This is a genomic window from Methylovirgula sp. (assembly GCF_037200945.1).
Taxonomy (GTDB): domain Bacteria; phylum Pseudomonadota; class Alphaproteobacteria; order Rhizobiales; family Beijerinckiaceae; genus Methylovirgula.
Genome location: NZ_JBBCGP010000001.1, coordinates 723,225 through 738,353, shown reverse-complemented (window position 1 = coordinate 738,353; position 15,129 = coordinate 723,225). Strand labels below are relative to the sequence as shown.

The window sequence follows — 15,129 nt, the reverse complement described above, 5'->3', positions numbered from 1 at the left end:
CATGGCATTCCGACCTCACGGAAGGCGGCTCATGACACGGCGTCTCATTCCGCTCGGTGCTTTCCTGCTCGTAACAAGTGCCTCCGCGGCGCCGGGTCAGCGCCAGCTCGATTTGCATCAGCGCGACATCATCAAACATTACGTGCTGCGCGAGGCGAAAGCCTCGATCCTTTCGCCGCATCAAGGCGAGGCGAAGGACTTTGCCCGCTCGCTGGAACAGGCGTTGCGCGCCGCCGGCGCCTGGGTTTCGGTGGATCAGCAAAATTCTGTCGAACCGGATCAGCGCGGGTTGACGGTGATTTACGATCATAGCGTTCCGGCCGATTCGTCGATCTTCCTGGCGCTTCAGCGCGCTGGCCTCAATCCGAAAGACGAAGATGTGCCGGGCGCGCCGGTTTCCACGGTCATCGTTGGCCCGCGTTCCTGAATAATCAGGTGGGCCGCGCTTTGCTGACGCGCCCACCAAACCCGTCCAAACCCTCCTCGGTCAGCGAGCAATAAAGCAGGCGCGCCGGATCGACCGGACCAGGAAAAATCAGCAATCCCTCAGGCACAGGCCGAAACCCCATCCGTTGATAATAGGCGAGGTCGCCAACGAGAATGACGAGCTTGTGGCCGGCCGCGCGCGCCGCGTCCAGGGATTTTGTCACGAGCGCTTCGCCGATGCCGGAGGAGCGGAACGCCGGCTCGACGCTCAGTGGGCCAAGTAACAGGATCGGCGCCTCGCCGCAGCGGATATGGGTCATCCGATTGGCGCCGACGAGGTAGGTGCCGACGCGCGCAACATAGGAGAGCCGCAAATCCGCCGGGACGCCCTCGCGCAGCCGATAGGCTGAGCGGGCGAAACGGCCGGGGCCGAACACGCGTTCGTCAAGCTTGTCGATCACGGCCTGGTCGGCCGCCGTTTGTGGCGCGAGAACGAGCGAAAGATCAGCCATGGCGCGAAGCGGTTAGATCACGATGATTTTGGATCAGATTGATCCAAAATCATGAACGTGATCGACTCTGGAAAATTTTAGAGCGGGACTTTAGCGAAAAACCGGAATCCACTTTTTCGCGTTCCGCTCTAACATTGCGAGCCCGTCGTGGCCAATCCCTCACCAGATGTCGGTTGCGGGTGTGGCCTCGAAAATTTCAGCAATCCGCGCCCGTGTCGCCGGGCTTGTGCCCTTAGGCAAGGCATCGAATGGAAAGAAACCCATTTCCGCGATTTCGAAATCGGGCGCCCGCGCGCCGTTCTGCTTGTACGAGTCCGCGATATAGAGTGCGACATGATCGCGGCTGCCGCGTTTGAAATAGAAGCCGTGCAGCCTCGGTGGTTCCAGGCATTCGAAGCCGGTTTCCTCGCGCAGTTCGCGTATCGTGGCGGCCTGCGCCGATTCGCCCGGATCGACGCCACCACCGGGCATGTACCAGCCCGCGATATAGGTGTGGCGCACGAGCAGAATTTGCGCCGGCTTGCCGGGATTTTCCGCGATGACGAGACAGCGGACACCAAGCCGCGGCGGCCGAAGCAAACCATGCAGGTGGCGCTTCACCTGCTCGCCCATGTGACGGAAAAAATGTGGCATCCGCTTCTTTGTAAGGCCGGTTGCGTCCGAGCCCAAGCGGCGTTAAGTCTAGAACTATTCTAATCTGAAATAGGCCATCTATGAAACGATTCTCGCAACTCAGCGAGCGCGAAATCCTTGCTTTGGCTATCGATGCCGAGGACGACGACCACCGTGTCTATGCGTCGTTCGCTGAGGATTTGCACGAGCGCTATCCGGGTACGGCGAAAATATTCGCCGATATGGCCGCCGTCGAAGCTTCACACCGCGACGCTCTGCTCAAGACCTATCACGAGAAATACGGCCCCAATCTCCTGCCGATCCGGCGCGCCGACGTCAGCGGTTTCATGAAGCGCCGGCCCGTCTGGCTTGTCCGCAATCTGCCGCTCTCGCAAATCCGCACTGAGGTCGATTTCCGCGAAACCGAAGCCTACAATTTCTACGTCAAAGCCGCGGGACAGGCGCAAGACCCCGCCATCAGGACATTGCTCGCCGATCTTGCCGAGGTCGAAAAGGGCCATGAGGCCATCGCGGCAGACATTCAGGAAGAATATCTGAACCCCACCGAGCGTCAGAAAGAAGACGCGCGGCAAAAACGCAATTTCGTTCTGCAATACGTTCAGCCCGGCCTCGCCGGGCTGATGGACGGCTCGGTCTCGACACTGGCGCCGCTCTTCGCCGCGGCGTTCGCCACGCATAATAATTGGTCGACGTTCCTCGTCGGCCTCGCCGCCTCGATCGGCGCCGGGATCAGCATGGCGTTCGCGGAGGCACTGTCTGATGACGGCGCCATCAGCGGGCGTGGCTCGCCCTGGCTGCGCGGCCCCATCTGCGGCGCGATGACGGCGCTCGGCGGCCTTGGCCATACGCTGCCTTATCTTGTGCCAAATTCGGCGCCCCACGCCTTCACCACCGCTACGGCAATTGCCGGCGTGGTCGTCTTCTTCGAACTCTGGGCGATCGCCTGGGTGCGAGCCCATTACATGGACACCCCCCTCCTAAAAGCGATATTCCAGATCGTGCTCGGCGGTGTCATCGTGCTCGTGGCCGGCATTCTTATCGGCAACGCCTAAAGTTCGTCCGGAGATTTGTTTGACGTTACGGCTTGCCCATCTGTCCGATGCGCATATCGGACCTTTGCCGCGCCCGCGGAAACATGAACTTCTCGGCAAGCGGCTGACCGGCTATCTCAATTGGACGCGGGGCCGCCACCTCGTCCACGACATGGATGCGCTTGGCGTTCTCGTCGCCGACATCAAGGCGCAGCGCCCTGGGCACATCGCCATGACGGGCGACATTCTCAACATTGGTCTTAAGGCCGAATTTCCGCCGGCGCGTGCCTGGCTCGAAACGCTGGGCGGCCCGAAGGACGTGAGCTTCGTGCCCGGCAATCACGATGCCTATGTGCGCGCGGCGCTGCCGTATCTTGCGGCGACCTTCGCGCCATGGAGCCGGGGCGATGCGGGCGAAGCCTTTCCCTATTTGCGCGTGCGTGAGGGGGTAGCGTTGATTGGCCTTTCCTCCGCCGTCCCGACCTTGCCGCTGATCGCCGCCGGCCGGTTGGGTCGTGCCCAATTGGCGGCGGTGGCGGACCTCTTAAGTCAGGCTGCGCAAGATGGGCTGGTCCGGGTCATCATGATCCATCATCCGCCGTATCAAGGCGGCGCGAAATTCGCCCGCGGCCTGTCCGATGCGGCCCAATTCGAGGCCATGATCCGCCGGGTCGGCGCCGAGCTTGTTCTGCATGGCCACAACCACAAGCTGTCGATCGCGCATCTGCCCGGACCGTCAAGACAGGTTCCGGTCATTGGAGTCGCGTCCGCCTCGGCCATTCACGATTCCGGTGCCTACAGGGCCAGCTACAATTTCTTCCAGATCGAGGGGACGCAGAAAAGCCCTTACATCAGGGCGCGAATGCGCGGCCTGCTGCCCGGCGGCCGCGAGGTCGGCGATCTGCGGCGGATCGTGATTTAGCCCGTCATTGCGAGCGAAGCGAAGCAATCCAGTCTTATTGCTGGATTGCTTCGTCGCTATGCTCCTCGCAATGACGTTCGAGCCCCGGTGTCGTCACGACAATCAGTGCGCCAGCTCTTCGTAAAGGTCACGCCATTGCGGGTTAACCTTCTCAATCAGCGATAGCTTTTTGGCGCGTGATCCAGCCTTGATTTGTTTTTCTCGGGTAATAGCCTCGTCCATGCGCTCATGTCGCTCGTACCAGACGAGCAGCTTGCAGCTATATTGCGTTGTAAATCCCGGAATCAGTCCCGATCGATGCTCAAACACGCGCCGGGCCAGATCAGACGTCACGCCCGTATAAAGTGTTCCGTTGCGTTGGCTGGCCATGATGTAAACGCAGGCATACCTCATGGTTGTCAGTAGGGCTGGATTGCTTCGCTGCGCTCGCAATGACGGCGGGAGGCTTCAGCCGCCCAGTTTCGCCTTCACGGCGGCGCTGGCCTTGGCGATATCCATTCGGCCGGCATAATTCGCTCGCAGCACGCCGACCACTTTGCCCATATCCTTGATAGAACTGGCGCTCGTTTCGGCGATGGCGGCCGCGATTGCGGCATCCGCCTCTTCCGCGCTCAAGGGTTGCGGCAGGAACGTCTGGATGACGGCAATTTCTTCCCGCTCCTGCGTCGCGAGATCGACGCGGCCGGCCTTGTCATAGATTTCGACCGATTCCTGGCGGCTTTTCACGAGCTTCTGCAGCAGCGCCAGGATGTCGTCGTCCGAGACGGTCTTGCCTTGGCCCCGCGCCTCGATATCGCGATCCTTCAGTGCGGCATTGATGAGCCGGATGGTGTCGACGCGGCGTTTCTCGCCGGCTTTCATCGCCGTCTTCAATTCGCTCGTCAGTTCCTCGCGTATTGCCACGTTCGATCCTATCTAGGGAATATCTGGATTGACCCGCGCCGCGTGGCGGGCCACTTAGGCCCCGCAGGGCGCCAAATCTTCATGATCTGGAGGGTGTAAAGCAGGCATGACCGGGCAGCAAGACAAACAAGGCTGGACCATTCCGCTGAAAACGGCGCGACTCGTGCTCGCCGACGGCACGGTGCTCGAAGGCTTCGGCCTCGGCGCCGAGGGCGAGGCCGTGGGCGAAGTCTGCTTCAACACGGCCATGACCGGCTATGAGGAAATCCTCACCGATCCGTCCTACGCCGGGCAGATCGTCACCTTCACCTTTCCGCACATCGGCAATGTCGGGACGAATGAAGAAGATATCGAGACGAGCAATCTTGCCGGAGCTGCGGCGGCGTGCGGCATCATCGTCCACGCGCCGATCACCGATCCGTCCAACCACCGCGCGACCCGGCATCTCGACGAATGGCTGAAGGCCCGCGGCGTCATCGGTCTTTATGGCATCGATACGCGCGCGCTGACCGCTTACATCCGCGACAAGGGCATGCCCAATGCCGTCATCGCCCATGCGCCGGACGGCCAGTTCGACATCGCGGCGCTCAAAGCCAAAGCCGCGGATTGGCCGGGCCTCGTCGGCATGGACCTCGTGCCGTCTGTGACGCGCACGCAGCGCGCCAATTGGGATGAGACGCGCTGGCAGCCGGAGATCGGCTATGGCCAATTGACCGAGCCGAAATATCACGTCGTCGCCATCGATTATGGCGTCAAGCGTAACATCCTGCGACTTCTCGCCGATCTCGGTTGCGCTGTCACGATCGTGCCGGCGACGGCGACCGCGGAAGAGATCAAGGCGCTGAAACCCGACGGCATCTTCCTGTCGAACGGCCCCGGTGATCCGGCGGCGACGGGCGAATATGCCGTGCCGGTGATCCGCGAACTGATCGACGAGAAGATCCCGACCTTCTGTATCTGTCTCGGGCACCAGATGCTGGCGCTCGCCATCGGCGCCAAGACGATGAAGATGAAGCAGGGCCATCACGGCGCCAATCACCCGGTGAAGGATTTCACCACCGACAAGGTCGAAATCGTTTCGATGAACCACGGCTTCGCCGTCGATCGCGACACACTGCCGGAGAATGCGCGCGAGACGCACATCTCATTGTTCGATGGTTCGAATTGCGGCATCGCGTTGAAGGACCGGCCAGCCTTCTCGGTGCAATATCATCCCGAGGCTTCGCCCGGCCCGCAGGACAGCCATTACCTTTTCAAGCGCTTCGTTGATCTGATGGAGCAGGCGCGGGCGTAGGTCGCCTCTTCGACGAAGACTTACTTGCAGCCGTTCTCGACCGATTGCAGCAGCGGGTTGAATTCCGCTGCCGTCAGATAGGCGGCGAAGGTTCCGCCCGGAAATCTCGGATGCCCGGAGCCGTTCACCGGGCCGAAAGACGTCACGGCGATCAGGACGTTGCTGCCGTCGCCCTCATTGGCGTTCGGATGCGCCACCCAGGCGCCGCCACTCATGCCCTGCGTCGCATCGGTGATCGGACCCCATTGGACGACAAGATTGGGAGCGGCATAGAGACCAAACGGCAACGCGTCGGCAGAGAACACGACGCCCGGCGCTTTTTGGATGACCGTACCTTCGAGAATATCACCGGGATAGCCGATGCGCGCGGCGTGCGTGTAATGCCCCTTCCAATCGAGCGCATAAGGCATCGTCCCATTGGGACTTTGACCATCGACGAGGAGCATGGCGAAGTCGTGCTGATAGGCGGCGACGAGAGCCGACGCCTGATCGTTATCGCTCAGGCTGACAAAGTTGGGCGGCAGGCTCCAGAGCGGGTTCGTTTCGCTGCAAAGGATTTTGAACGGCATGCCGGACTGGTTTTGATATTGCAGCCAGAACACGCCCTTGGTGGCGTCGGGCCAGGGGCCATTCGGATTGCCTGGTAGATCACGCAAGCAATGGCCGGCGGTCACGATCACATTCGAGGCGATGAATTCCGCCGTGCAGAGAGTCGCGGCGTTGGGGTGCTGCGTCATGGGATCAGGAATGACCAGCAGGCCGGCCCATTTGAAGGGCGCAATGCTCGGATTGCCGCTCGTCGCATCTGCATCGTTGGCGGCATCGCCCGGCATGATTTGGGCACTCGCTGGCGATCCGGCGACAACGAAAATCAGAAGGATCAACATGGCACAGGAAATACGCATGAACGAACCTTCGCGTCGCTCGCAATGCGCGGATGATAACGAAGCGTGATCGTGCCGCAAGGCGTCATCATATTTGCTCGCGACGGCATGCGAAGAAAAACCCAGCATTGTCTGGTGTTGGCTCGGAGGCCACGCCTATAATGTGCTGTGGCTGTCGCGGAGAGACGTATGACGACGTTAATTTTGCGCGGGCGGGCAATTTTTCTTTTGGCAATTTCAATGTTTGGCGCGGGCGCTGTGCCCGCGATGCCAGCGTCGCTCGGCGCCAGCATAATCGGCCACTGGCAACTCGAAGCCGTCGATGTCAGCGGCAACGCGCCTTATGGCGCGAAACCGCAGGGGTCGATGTTTCTTGACGCGACCGGTCACTATTCCATCATCGTGATCAGCGACGGCGGCGCCCGCAGTATCGCCTATTTCGGCACGTATCGAACTGACGATGCAGCCGGCACGGTAATTTTTCATGTCACGGGTGCGAGCCAGCCCCCCGCCGTCGGCCACGATCAGACGCGCCTTGTCAAACTCAACGGCGACGAACTCGTGCAGCAAAGCCTGCCGGCCCCCGGACGACCTGTCCTCAAAGTGACGTGGAAGCGTGGGTAAGACCGCGGCGTCTCGTTGATCTAGGCAACACGCTTTTCGCTCTCGGCCGTTGGGATTGGGGCACGCACCATATCATTCGCCCAACAAATCCCGATCGAAAGACCTTTCATCACTGGCAGCAGGGCCAAACTGAGCAGCGCCGTCGCCGGGAGCCATATCGAAAGCTGCACCCAGTCGGGCAATGCGAAGCTGAAATCGAGCCACAAATAAAGGCCGACGACGAAATGCCCGACGACAAAGACGGTCAGGTATGGCGGCAGATCATCCGAAGGATAAATCCTGTTGTCCTCGCCGCAGACTTCGCAATGTGCGGTCGGCTTCAAGAAGCCCTCGTAAAGACGGCCTTTTCCGCAATTCGGGCAACGGCACATCGCGCCGCGACGCATCCCAGTCCAGATCGATTTCTCACTCATCACCCGTCCTCCTGTATGGTCTCTATTTATCAATTTTAGCCATACAATGCAAGCAAATAAGCCATACAATTCCCAAAAATGGCGGTGTATCCGAGCGTCATTTCACGTACTAAGTTTATATAAATATTTGAGATATAACAGAAAATAAGTTTGCTTTGTAAATCGTATGGGTTCTGATAGATGTATGGCTTAACCTCCATACACGAGGCAAGAATGTCCCTGTGGCAACCCCGGCTCGTCGAAACCGCCCGGATGAAATATCTCGGCATCGTCGAGGCTCTGGAAGCTGATGTCTGGGCCGGTCGCCTGCAGCCGGGCGATCGTCTTCCGGCGCAGCGCGCGATCGCGGAGGCTCTCAAGGTGGACCTGACGACGGTGACCCGGGCCTTCAACGAAGCGCGGCGGCGGGGGCTGGTCGATGCACAGACAGGTCGGGGGACCTTTGTTCGCGAAGGGCTGGCGGAGGCGAAGCTGCCCGGACGGGCGGATGCGCCCGCGCTCCTCGATCTCAGCATGAACATCCCGCCGCAGCCATCAGCGGCGCGGCTGCAAAAGCGCATTCCCGCCGACATCGGCGCCTTGTTGTCCGATCCGCGAGGTATGCTGCATCTGCATTATCAGGAAAGCACCGGCGCGGATTCGGACCGGATCGCCGGTGCTGCGTGGCTATCCCGCCGCATGGATTCTGTCGCGCCCAATCGCGTCCTCGTTGCCGCCGGCGCACAAGGTGCGCTCTTTGCCATTTGCGAATGTCTCTGCAAAGCCGGCGATGCGGTCGCTGCTGGTTCATTGACCTACCCCGGCCTTAAGGCGGTGGCGTCGCAGAAGGGTTTGACGCTGCTCTCCGTCGCGATGGACGCGGGCGGCATTATTCCAGCCGCATTTGCTGACGTCTGCCGGATGAGCCGCCCAAAGGCACTTTATGTCATTCCTTCGATCGACAATCCGACGACGGCAACGCTGTCCGAGGAACGCCGGATCGAGCTTGTCAGAATCGCACGGGCTCACGACGTCCTCATCATCGAGGACGATCCTTATGCGCCGTTGCGCACGCAGATATTGCCGGCGTTCACAAGTCTGGCAGGGGACATCACCTGGCATATCGCGACGCTCTCCAAATGTGTCAGCCCTGCCTTGCGGATTGCCTATGTTATCGCGCCCGGCAACAATCAGGCGCAGCGGCTGGCCGGTGTGTTGCGCGCGACGACGCTCATGGCGCCGCCGTTGATGGCGGCTTTAGCGTCGCGGTGGATTGGCGATGGAACGCTCGACGAAATCTGCAACGCCATTCGCCTCGAGAATGCGGCACGACAGCAGATGGCCGCTGCGATTCTGAAAGACGTGAGTTTTGCCGCAGATCCAAATGGCCATCATCTGTGGTTAAACATGCCGTCACATTGGCGCGCCAATGATTTTACCGAACATGCGGATCGTTCCGGTGTGGCGATCGTGCCTGCGTCTGCATTCGCGATTGCATCTGGTTCGCCGGAAGCGGTCAGGATATCATTGGGCGTGGCGCCGGATCGTGGCGCGCTCGAAGATGCGTTGATCTTGCTGGCGGAGCTTCTCTCACAGCCGTCGATTATGACACGCGTTGTCGTTTAACTGGAAGATGCAGCACATCGTGCTGATAATGCGTAGCCCGAAGCGGTGACGGTAAATAGGGACAGATGATGTTCGGTCTGACGGCATTAGAGCTCGCGCGGATACAATTCGGGTTCACCGTCTCGTTCCACATCATCTTTCCGGCGATCACGATTGGCCTTGCGAGCTTTCTCGTCGTCCTCGAAGCTTTGTATCTGTGGAAGAAGGACGAGACCTATCGCGACCTCTATCATTTCTGGTCGCAGATCTTCGCCGTCAATTTCGGCATGGGCGTCGTCTCAGGCCTTGTCATGGCCTACCAGTTCGGCACCAATTGGAGCTATTTTTCGGCTTTCGCCGGCAGCGTCACGGGCGCGCTTCTCACTTATGAGGTGATGACGGCGTTCTTCCTCGAGGCCGGATTTCTCGGCGTCATGTTGTTCGGCTGGAACAAGGTCGGCCGCGGCCTGCATTTCCTCTCGACGATCATGGTGACACTCGGCACGCATATTTCGGCGGGATGGATTCTCGCCTCGAACAGTTGGATGCAGACGCCGCGAGGATTCACCGTCGCTGGCGGCCGCGTGATCCCGCTTGACTGGTGGGCGATCATATTCAATCCGTCGTTCCCGTATCGCTTTGTGCATATGACGATTGCCGCCTATCTCGCGGTTGCGCTTTTCGTCGGCGCGACGGGCGCCTGGCATTTGCTGCGCGGACATGACACGAAGGCCGTGCGTACGATGTTCTCGATGGCGATGTGGCTGATCCTTTGCGTCGCGCCGATCCAGATCGAGGCCGGCGATCAGCAGGGTCTCAACACGCTCAAATATCAGCCGGCGAAGATCGCCGCGATCGAAGGCCATTGGATCAATATTCCGCACGAATCCGTGCCCCTCGTTCTCTTCGGCTGGCCAGACATGAAGGATGGCAAGACGCTGGATGAGGTCGATGTGCCACATCTTGGCAGTCTGATCCTCACGCATTCCTGGAGTGGGCAAGTGCCGGGTCTTGACGATTTTCCACCGCAGGACCGGCCGGATTCCACTGTCATCTTCTGGACGTTCCGTTTGATGGTCGGGCTTGGTTTTATGATGTTGGGCCTTGGCCTTTGGAGCGGCTGGCTGCGCTGGCGTCATGAGTTCTTCGTCACGCGGCCTTTCTTATGGCTTGCGCTGGTTATGGGTCCGGCCGGGCTCATCGCAATTCTGTCCGGTTGGATCACCACGGAGATGGGCCGCCAGCCCTGGGTCGTCTATGGCGTCATGCGCACGAAGGATGCGGTCTCCAACCATTCTGTTCTCGCCCTGTCGGCGACGCTCGCGCTTTTTGTCGTGATGTATTTCGCGGTCTTTGGCACCGGAATTTCTTACATTCTGAAGCTCGCCGCGCATGGGCCCGATGGCAGCGGCAGCCATGTCGGCCATACGCCAACGCCATCGCGACCGCTTTCCGCCGCGCCGGATAATATCGATCCGCTGCCGGCCGATACAACGCGGGGGGCCTGAGCCATGCAACTGGATCTCGCCTTCGCCTGGGTTGGCATCATCGCGTTCAGCCTCGCCATGTATGTCATCATGGATGGCTTCGATCTCGGCATCGGCATCCTGTTTCCCTTCGTGCGCGATCGCGGCGACCGCGATCTCATGGTCAACACGGTTGCGCCTGTTTGGGACGGCAATGAAACCTGGCTCGTGCTAGGCGCCGCCGGGCTCTATGCGGCTTTCCCGCTCGCTTATTCGATCGTGTTGAGCGCGCTTTATCTGCCGCTGATATGCGTGCTGGCCGGCCTCATCTGGCGCGGTGTCGCGTTCGAGTTCCGCTTCAAGGCCGACGCGGCGCATCGGCCGTTTTGGGACAAGGCCTTCGCCTGGGGCTCCTATATCGCCACCTTCTTTCAAGGTGTCTCATTGGGCGCCTTCATCAATGGCTTTGCCGTTCATGGGCCGTCCTATGAAGGCGGCGCGCTGGACTGGCTGACGCCATTCAGTCTCTTTACCGGCTTTGGTCTCATCGTCGCCTATGCGCTGCTCGGCAGCACGTGGCTCATCTTAAAGACCGAGGACGATCTGCAGACGCGTATGCGCTCCGCGGCGCAGGCGACGACGTTTGGGCTTCTTGCCATCATTGCGATCGTCAGCATCTGGACGCCGCTCTCTCATCCGGCGATCGAGGCACGCTGGTTCACCTTGCCAGATCTCATTTTCTTCGCGCCGGTGCCGGGCCTAACCATCGCGGTCGGCATTCTCCTGCTGCTCTCCTTGCAACAGAAAGCGCATCTTGTGCCGTTCATCGCGGCGCTCGGCCTGCTGTTCCTTGGCTACAGCGGACTTGGCATCAGTCTGTGGCCGCATATCGTTCCGCCCGACCTGACAATCGAAGCGGCCGCGGCGCCGCCGCAGACTCAGCTCTTCGTGCTGGTCGGCGCGCTCGTCATCATTCCGGTCATCCTCGCCTATACCGCCTTCGCCTATTACGTTTTTCGCGGCAAGGTTCGTCCGGGCGAGGGCTATCATTGATGGCACGCGCGGCGCCGCGCGCCTGGCTTAAACGCATCGGCTGGCTTGTTTTGATCTGGACGTTGAGCGTCCTCGCGCTTGGAATCGTTGCCCTCGTTTTCCGTGCGCTGATGAAACTGGCCGGACTGACGACAGGTTAGCTTGCCGCGCGCATACGTCGAATTCATCCGACTTATCGACGTCTGTCTTATGCGGAAAAATCGACGCGCGTACCGACTGCCGCGCGGATGACGCCGCGGCGGTTGTCGATCATATCGATTTGCATAACACCGTTCACATCGGCTATTCGACCGGCGGTGGTGAGGCTGCGTGCCGAAACGCTGGATGGTGTCGTCGAGAACTGGTGGCGGCAGGGGATGATGGGCGGCGCCAAGGCCCATTACGATGGGATCAAGGCCTTCTCGGAGACGGATCTGACCGAAGACCCGAAGAGCATTGAAGTCCCAACCTTGGTCATGCAAGGCGACGACGACCAGATCGTGCCGTACAAGGGCGCCGCGCTGCTACAGGAAAAGCTCCTCAAGAAGCCGACGTTGAAGCTTTATCCGGGCTTCCCGTACGGCATGCTGACCACCTATGCCGCGACGATCAATAAGGATCTGCTCGAGTTCGTGCGCGCCCAACGCGTACCAGCGTGAGGCCCTCTCGAGTGGGGCTTCTTACAGAAAAGCGGAAGCGCCTTCGGGCGTTTCCGCCAATGCGTGCGCCATATATTCGAGGGCGCTCCGCAATGATGCCCGCGAAATGGGTCCGCCGAGGCAAACGCGTAAAGCCTCTTGCGGCACGCCATTGACGGTAAAAGCATCGCTCGTGACGACGCCGACGCCGGTCGAGCGGGTGTGACCCACGAATGCGGAACGGGTCCAGGCGGGTGGTAGAGAAAGCCAGATGTTGAAGCTGAGCGGATCGGCCTTGAAGAGACCGCTCGGAAGAATTTCGCGCGCGATCTCCTGGCGGGCCGCGGCTTCCGCGCGGATAAATCGCAAGATGGCATCGGCCGTGCCGTTCTCGATCCAGCGTGTCGCCAGTGCGGCGCAAAGCGGCGAAGCCATAACATTGGCCGCGCGCAGCGCGGCAGCAAAAGGCCAGCTTGAGCGCGCGTCAGGAACGATCACATAGGCGGCGCGCAGTCCGGCGCCGATACATTTGGCGAGACCTGCAACATGCCAGGTCAGGTCCGGCGCAATTGCCGCGAACGGAGGCGGCGAATGGGCGGGAATAAAGCCATAGGCATCGTCTTCGACGATCGGCACATTATGTCGTCGCGCGACAGAGGCGATCGCGGTGCGGCGTGCTTCGGGGATTGTCAGCGTGGTCGGGTTCTGTAGCGTCGGATTGAGATAGAGCGCCTTGGGCTTCAGTTTGATGCAAGCGTCGGCGAATGCGTCGGGGTCGATTCCCTCGGCGTCCATAGGGAGCCCGACCAACTTCAGTCGCAGCTGCGCCGCGATTGAGCGTGCGCCCGGATAGGTAATTTCCTCGGATAAAATGATGTCGTCGGGCTTGGCCAGGATGCTGAGAATCCCAAGAAGCGCGGGATGTGCGCCAGGCGTTACGAAGAGACGTTCCTGCGAAGGCACGAGGGCGCGCCGGCCGAGCCAGATCGAAGCCGCGTCCTTATCCGCGGGCGATCCGCCGAATCCCTGATAGCGCAGGAGCGGGATGAGATCGCGCCCGATGTCGGCGAAAGCGTCCTGCATGCGGCGGACGAGAGTTGGATCGTCTGGTTCTGGCGGAAGGTTCATCGACAGGTCGACGGGTCGCATGCGGACCGGGAGCGTCTCGCGCTCGACCGGCGCCTTGGTGCGAACGAACGTTCCCTGTCCGACGCGTGACTCGACCAGCCCCCGCTTTTGCGCCTCTACGTAGCCGCGCGCGATCGTGGTGAAATCGACTCCGAGCTGGCTTGCAAGCTTGCGTTGCGGCGGAAGGCGATCGCCGACCGAGAGGCGACCGAGGCGAATATCTTCGGCGATGAGGTCGGCGATAGCGATATAGCGCGGCTTATCGCTGCGCGTCAGATCCGGAAGCCAGTCCAAAATAGTCCCTTTTCTTCGCCTCGGCGGCTCAGAGCCCGGAATTGACCGTATTGTTGCATTGGCCCCTGTGACCACAGTTTTCGCCTCCGTTCAAGCTTTTTCCCCACCCAAATCCATCGGACGAGGCAAGCTTTGCCCGAGCATCGTTAGTTGCCTCTCTGCAACATTGTCCAGCTTTGATCGCAGTCAAATCTGCGGGCAATTTTTGTTCAGCCATCCTCTTAAAGAGGCAATCGCCCTATTCCCTGCGCGAATTGCCCCGGCTCCACTCACCAGAAGCTCAAATTGAACGCACATTGACAGCATATCAAGCGAGCATGTGGATTCAATTTGTGCATTCAAAATACATACACTCATTGAGGCGTATCTTGCTTTACGGCCCCTTTGAGTCGATTGTTACAGGCGTGAACTTAGAAATTATGAGCGTGCGCAGATAGATAGCGCTGCCTGTCAGGCTCACATACAATGCGATCAATTATCCATCAGAGGGGCGAGCATGAGGATTATCAAGCTTTTAGGCCTGGCGGCGGCCCTTTTATGGATCGGTTCGGGCGTGTCCGAGGGGGGAACGTTGCTGGAGCCGGGCGAGACCGTCGGCATTCCGACTGGCGCGCCGCTGCCGCAAGGCTTCTACTTCGTGGATACGTTGGGCTACACGCCCGACGCGCGGCAATTGCCGAGCGGCCATCTCGCTATGAACATCCCGGTGTTCGTGTGGTCGACGCCCTGGTCGTTCTACGACACGCGGCTCGAACTCCTCGCCGCTTTTCCGTCGCCCTATGTGAGCGACGCGCCGATCGCGACGAAGCTTTACGCCTACAATCCGGCCGCCATCGCAGCGCTTGCGCATGATTTCGGCGGCGGCTGGGGCGCGACCTATTACTTCGGCATCCGGCCGGGCGTGCCCGATGCGCCGTCGTTCCACGAAACATCGTTCGAGCAACGGCTGGCCGTGAGCTACACGGCGAACGGCTGGAATCTGACGGCTATTCTCGAGAACGGCATTTTCGATCAGACGTACAATCCCGACTATCTGATGCTCGACCTCACGGCGACGAAGAAGTTCGGCAATTTCGAAATCGGGCCCGTGGCCTTCGGCAGTACCGATGTTGGCCGGCTGCCTTTTGGATATGGCCAGCGTGAGAGCCAGTTCGCGGTCGGCGGCCTTCTCGGCTACGACTTCGGCCCGGTGACGGTCCAGGGGATTGGCGCGACCGATGTCGAGTCGCAGGGTTATTTTCATAGAGACACACGCGGCTTCGTGCGCGTGATTATTCCGCTCGGGGGCGGTCCCCAGCAGCCGGCGCCTGTCGTCGCAAAATATTAAGCGCCGCTCTCCAGGCGC

General features: G+C 60.3%; 17 protein-coding genes and 1 pseudogene. 11 read left to right on the top strand and 7 right to left on the bottom strand.

Going from position 1 to position 15,129, the window contains the following annotated elements:
* The first annotated feature begins 31 nt into the window (after window positions 1–31).
* Window positions 32–427 carry a hypothetical protein gene (locus WDN02_RS03445; RefSeq protein WP_337292168.1) on the top strand — a complete coding sequence of 132 codons (396 nt, stop codon included), beginning with the start codon at window positions 32–34 and terminating at the stop codon, window positions 425–427.
* Between the two features lie 4 nt (window positions 428–431).
* Here WDN02_RS03445 and WDN02_RS03440 read toward each other — a convergent pair whose 3' ends face one another.
* Both WDN02_RS03440 and WDN02_RS03435 read right to left on the bottom strand, forming a co-directional pair.
* Complete coding sequence (locus tag WDN02_RS03440) at window positions 432–938, bottom strand: N-acetyltransferase (RefSeq protein WP_337292167.1); 507 nt, start codon at window positions 936–938, stop codon at window positions 432–434.
* 159 nt (window positions 939–1,097) lie between these two features.
* The gene (locus WDN02_RS03435; RefSeq protein ID WP_337292166.1) at window positions 1,098–1,571 is read right to left on the bottom strand and encodes an NUDIX domain-containing protein; all 474 of its coding nucleotides are present in this window, start codon (window positions 1,569–1,571) and stop codon (window positions 1,098–1,100) included.
* Between the two features lie 80 nt (window positions 1,572–1,651).
* Between WDN02_RS03435 and mbfA the strand changes: the two genes are divergently transcribed.
* Together mbfA and WDN02_RS03425 are read left to right on the top strand one after the other, a co-directional pair.
* Entirely contained in the window at window positions 1,652–2,623 is a 972-nt protein-coding gene (mbfA, locus tag WDN02_RS03430) for an iron exporter MbfA (RefSeq protein WP_337292165.1), read from the top strand.
* Between the two features lie 19 nt (window positions 2,624–2,642).
* Window positions 2,643–3,524, top strand: coding sequence for a metallophosphoesterase (locus WDN02_RS03425; RefSeq protein ID WP_337292164.1), 882 nt, complete (start codon window positions 2,643–2,645; stop codon window positions 3,522–3,524).
* A 102-nt stretch (window positions 3,525–3,626) separates the two neighbouring features.
* On the opposite strand, the gene WDN02_RS03420 is transcribed toward WDN02_RS03425, so the two are convergent.
* Window positions 3,627–3,917, bottom strand: a complete 291-nt coding sequence (locus WDN02_RS03420) for a GIY-YIG nuclease family protein (protein WP_337292163.1) — start codon at window positions 3,915–3,917, stop codon at window positions 3,627–3,629.
* A 54-nt stretch (window positions 3,918–3,971) separates the two neighbouring features.
* Complete coding sequence (locus WDN02_RS03415; RefSeq protein WP_337294854.1) at window positions 3,972–4,421, bottom strand: GatB/YqeY domain-containing protein; 450 nt, start codon at window positions 4,419–4,421, stop codon at window positions 3,972–3,974.
* A 112-nt stretch (window positions 4,422–4,533) separates the two neighbouring features.
* Between WDN02_RS03415 and carA the strand changes: the two genes are divergently transcribed.
* Entirely contained in the window at window positions 4,534–5,721 is a 1,188-nt protein-coding gene (carA, locus tag WDN02_RS03410; protein WP_337292162.1) for a glutamine-hydrolyzing carbamoyl-phosphate synthase small subunit, read from the top strand.
* A gap of 20 nt (window positions 5,722–5,741) precedes the next feature.
* Here the strand turns inward: carA and WDN02_RS03405 are convergent, their stop codons facing one another.
* Window positions 5,742–6,626 carry a hypothetical protein gene (locus WDN02_RS03405; RefSeq protein ID WP_337292161.1) on the bottom strand — a complete coding sequence of 295 codons (885 nt, stop codon included), beginning with the start codon at window positions 6,624–6,626 and terminating at the stop codon, window positions 5,742–5,744.
* A gap of 168 nt (window positions 6,627–6,794) precedes the next feature.
* Here WDN02_RS03405 and WDN02_RS03400 point away from each other — a divergent pair, with 168 nt between their 5' ends.
* Window positions 6,795–7,229 carry a lipocalin-like domain-containing protein gene (locus WDN02_RS03400; RefSeq protein WP_337292160.1) on the top strand — a complete coding sequence of 145 codons (435 nt, stop codon included), beginning with the start codon at window positions 6,795–6,797 and terminating at the stop codon, window positions 7,227–7,229.
* A 20-nt stretch (window positions 7,230–7,249) separates the two neighbouring features.
* On the opposite strand, the gene WDN02_RS03395 is transcribed toward WDN02_RS03400, so the two are convergent.
* Complete coding sequence (locus WDN02_RS03395; protein ID WP_337292159.1) at window positions 7,250–7,642, bottom strand: DUF983 domain-containing protein; 393 nt, start codon at window positions 7,640–7,642, stop codon at window positions 7,250–7,252.
* A gap of 213 nt (window positions 7,643–7,855) precedes the next feature.
* Between WDN02_RS03395 and WDN02_RS03390 the strand changes: the two genes are divergently transcribed.
* From WDN02_RS03390 to WDN02_RS03370, 5 genes and pseudogenes are all read left to right on the top strand, one after another.
* Window positions 7,856–9,247 (top strand): PLP-dependent aminotransferase family protein, encoded by a 1,392-nt coding sequence (locus WDN02_RS03390; RefSeq protein ID WP_337292158.1) that lies wholly within the window; start codon window positions 7,856–7,858, stop codon window positions 9,245–9,247.
* 65 nt (window positions 9,248–9,312) lie between these two features.
* Window positions 9,313–10,734, top strand: a complete 1,422-nt coding sequence (locus WDN02_RS03385) for a cytochrome ubiquinol oxidase subunit I (RefSeq protein ID WP_337292157.1) — start codon at window positions 9,313–9,315, stop codon at window positions 10,732–10,734.
* A 3-nt stretch (window positions 10,735–10,737) separates the two neighbouring features.
* Window positions 10,738–11,745: a cytochrome d ubiquinol oxidase subunit II gene (gene cydB, locus WDN02_RS03380; RefSeq protein ID WP_337292156.1), complete on the top strand. Its 1,008-nt coding sequence runs from the start codon at window positions 10,738–10,740 to the stop codon at window positions 11,743–11,745.
* Complete coding sequence (locus WDN02_RS03375) at window positions 11,745–11,885, top strand: DUF2474 domain-containing protein (RefSeq protein WP_337294853.1); 141 nt, start codon at window positions 11,745–11,747, stop codon at window positions 11,883–11,885. The genes cydB and WDN02_RS03375 overlap by 1 nt, the downstream gene beginning before the upstream one ends.
* 83 nt (window positions 11,886–11,968) lie before the next feature.
* Window positions 11,969–12,383 (top strand): annotated as a pseudogene (locus tag WDN02_RS03370) (alpha/beta hydrolase); the annotation flags it as partial.
* Between the two features lie 21 nt (window positions 12,384–12,404).
* On the opposite strand, the gene WDN02_RS03365 reads toward WDN02_RS03370, so the two are convergent.
* The gene (locus WDN02_RS03365) at window positions 12,405–13,787 is read right to left on the bottom strand and encodes a PLP-dependent aminotransferase family protein (protein WP_337294852.1); all 1,383 of its coding nucleotides are present in this window, start codon (window positions 13,785–13,787) and stop codon (window positions 12,405–12,407) included.
* A gap of 493 nt (window positions 13,788–14,280) precedes the next feature.
* Between WDN02_RS03365 and WDN02_RS03360 the strand changes: the two genes are divergently transcribed.
* Complete coding sequence (locus tag WDN02_RS03360) at window positions 14,281–15,111, top strand: transporter (RefSeq protein ID WP_337292155.1); 831 nt, start codon at window positions 14,281–14,283, stop codon at window positions 15,109–15,111.
* Window positions 15,112–15,129: the final 18 nt, after the last annotated feature.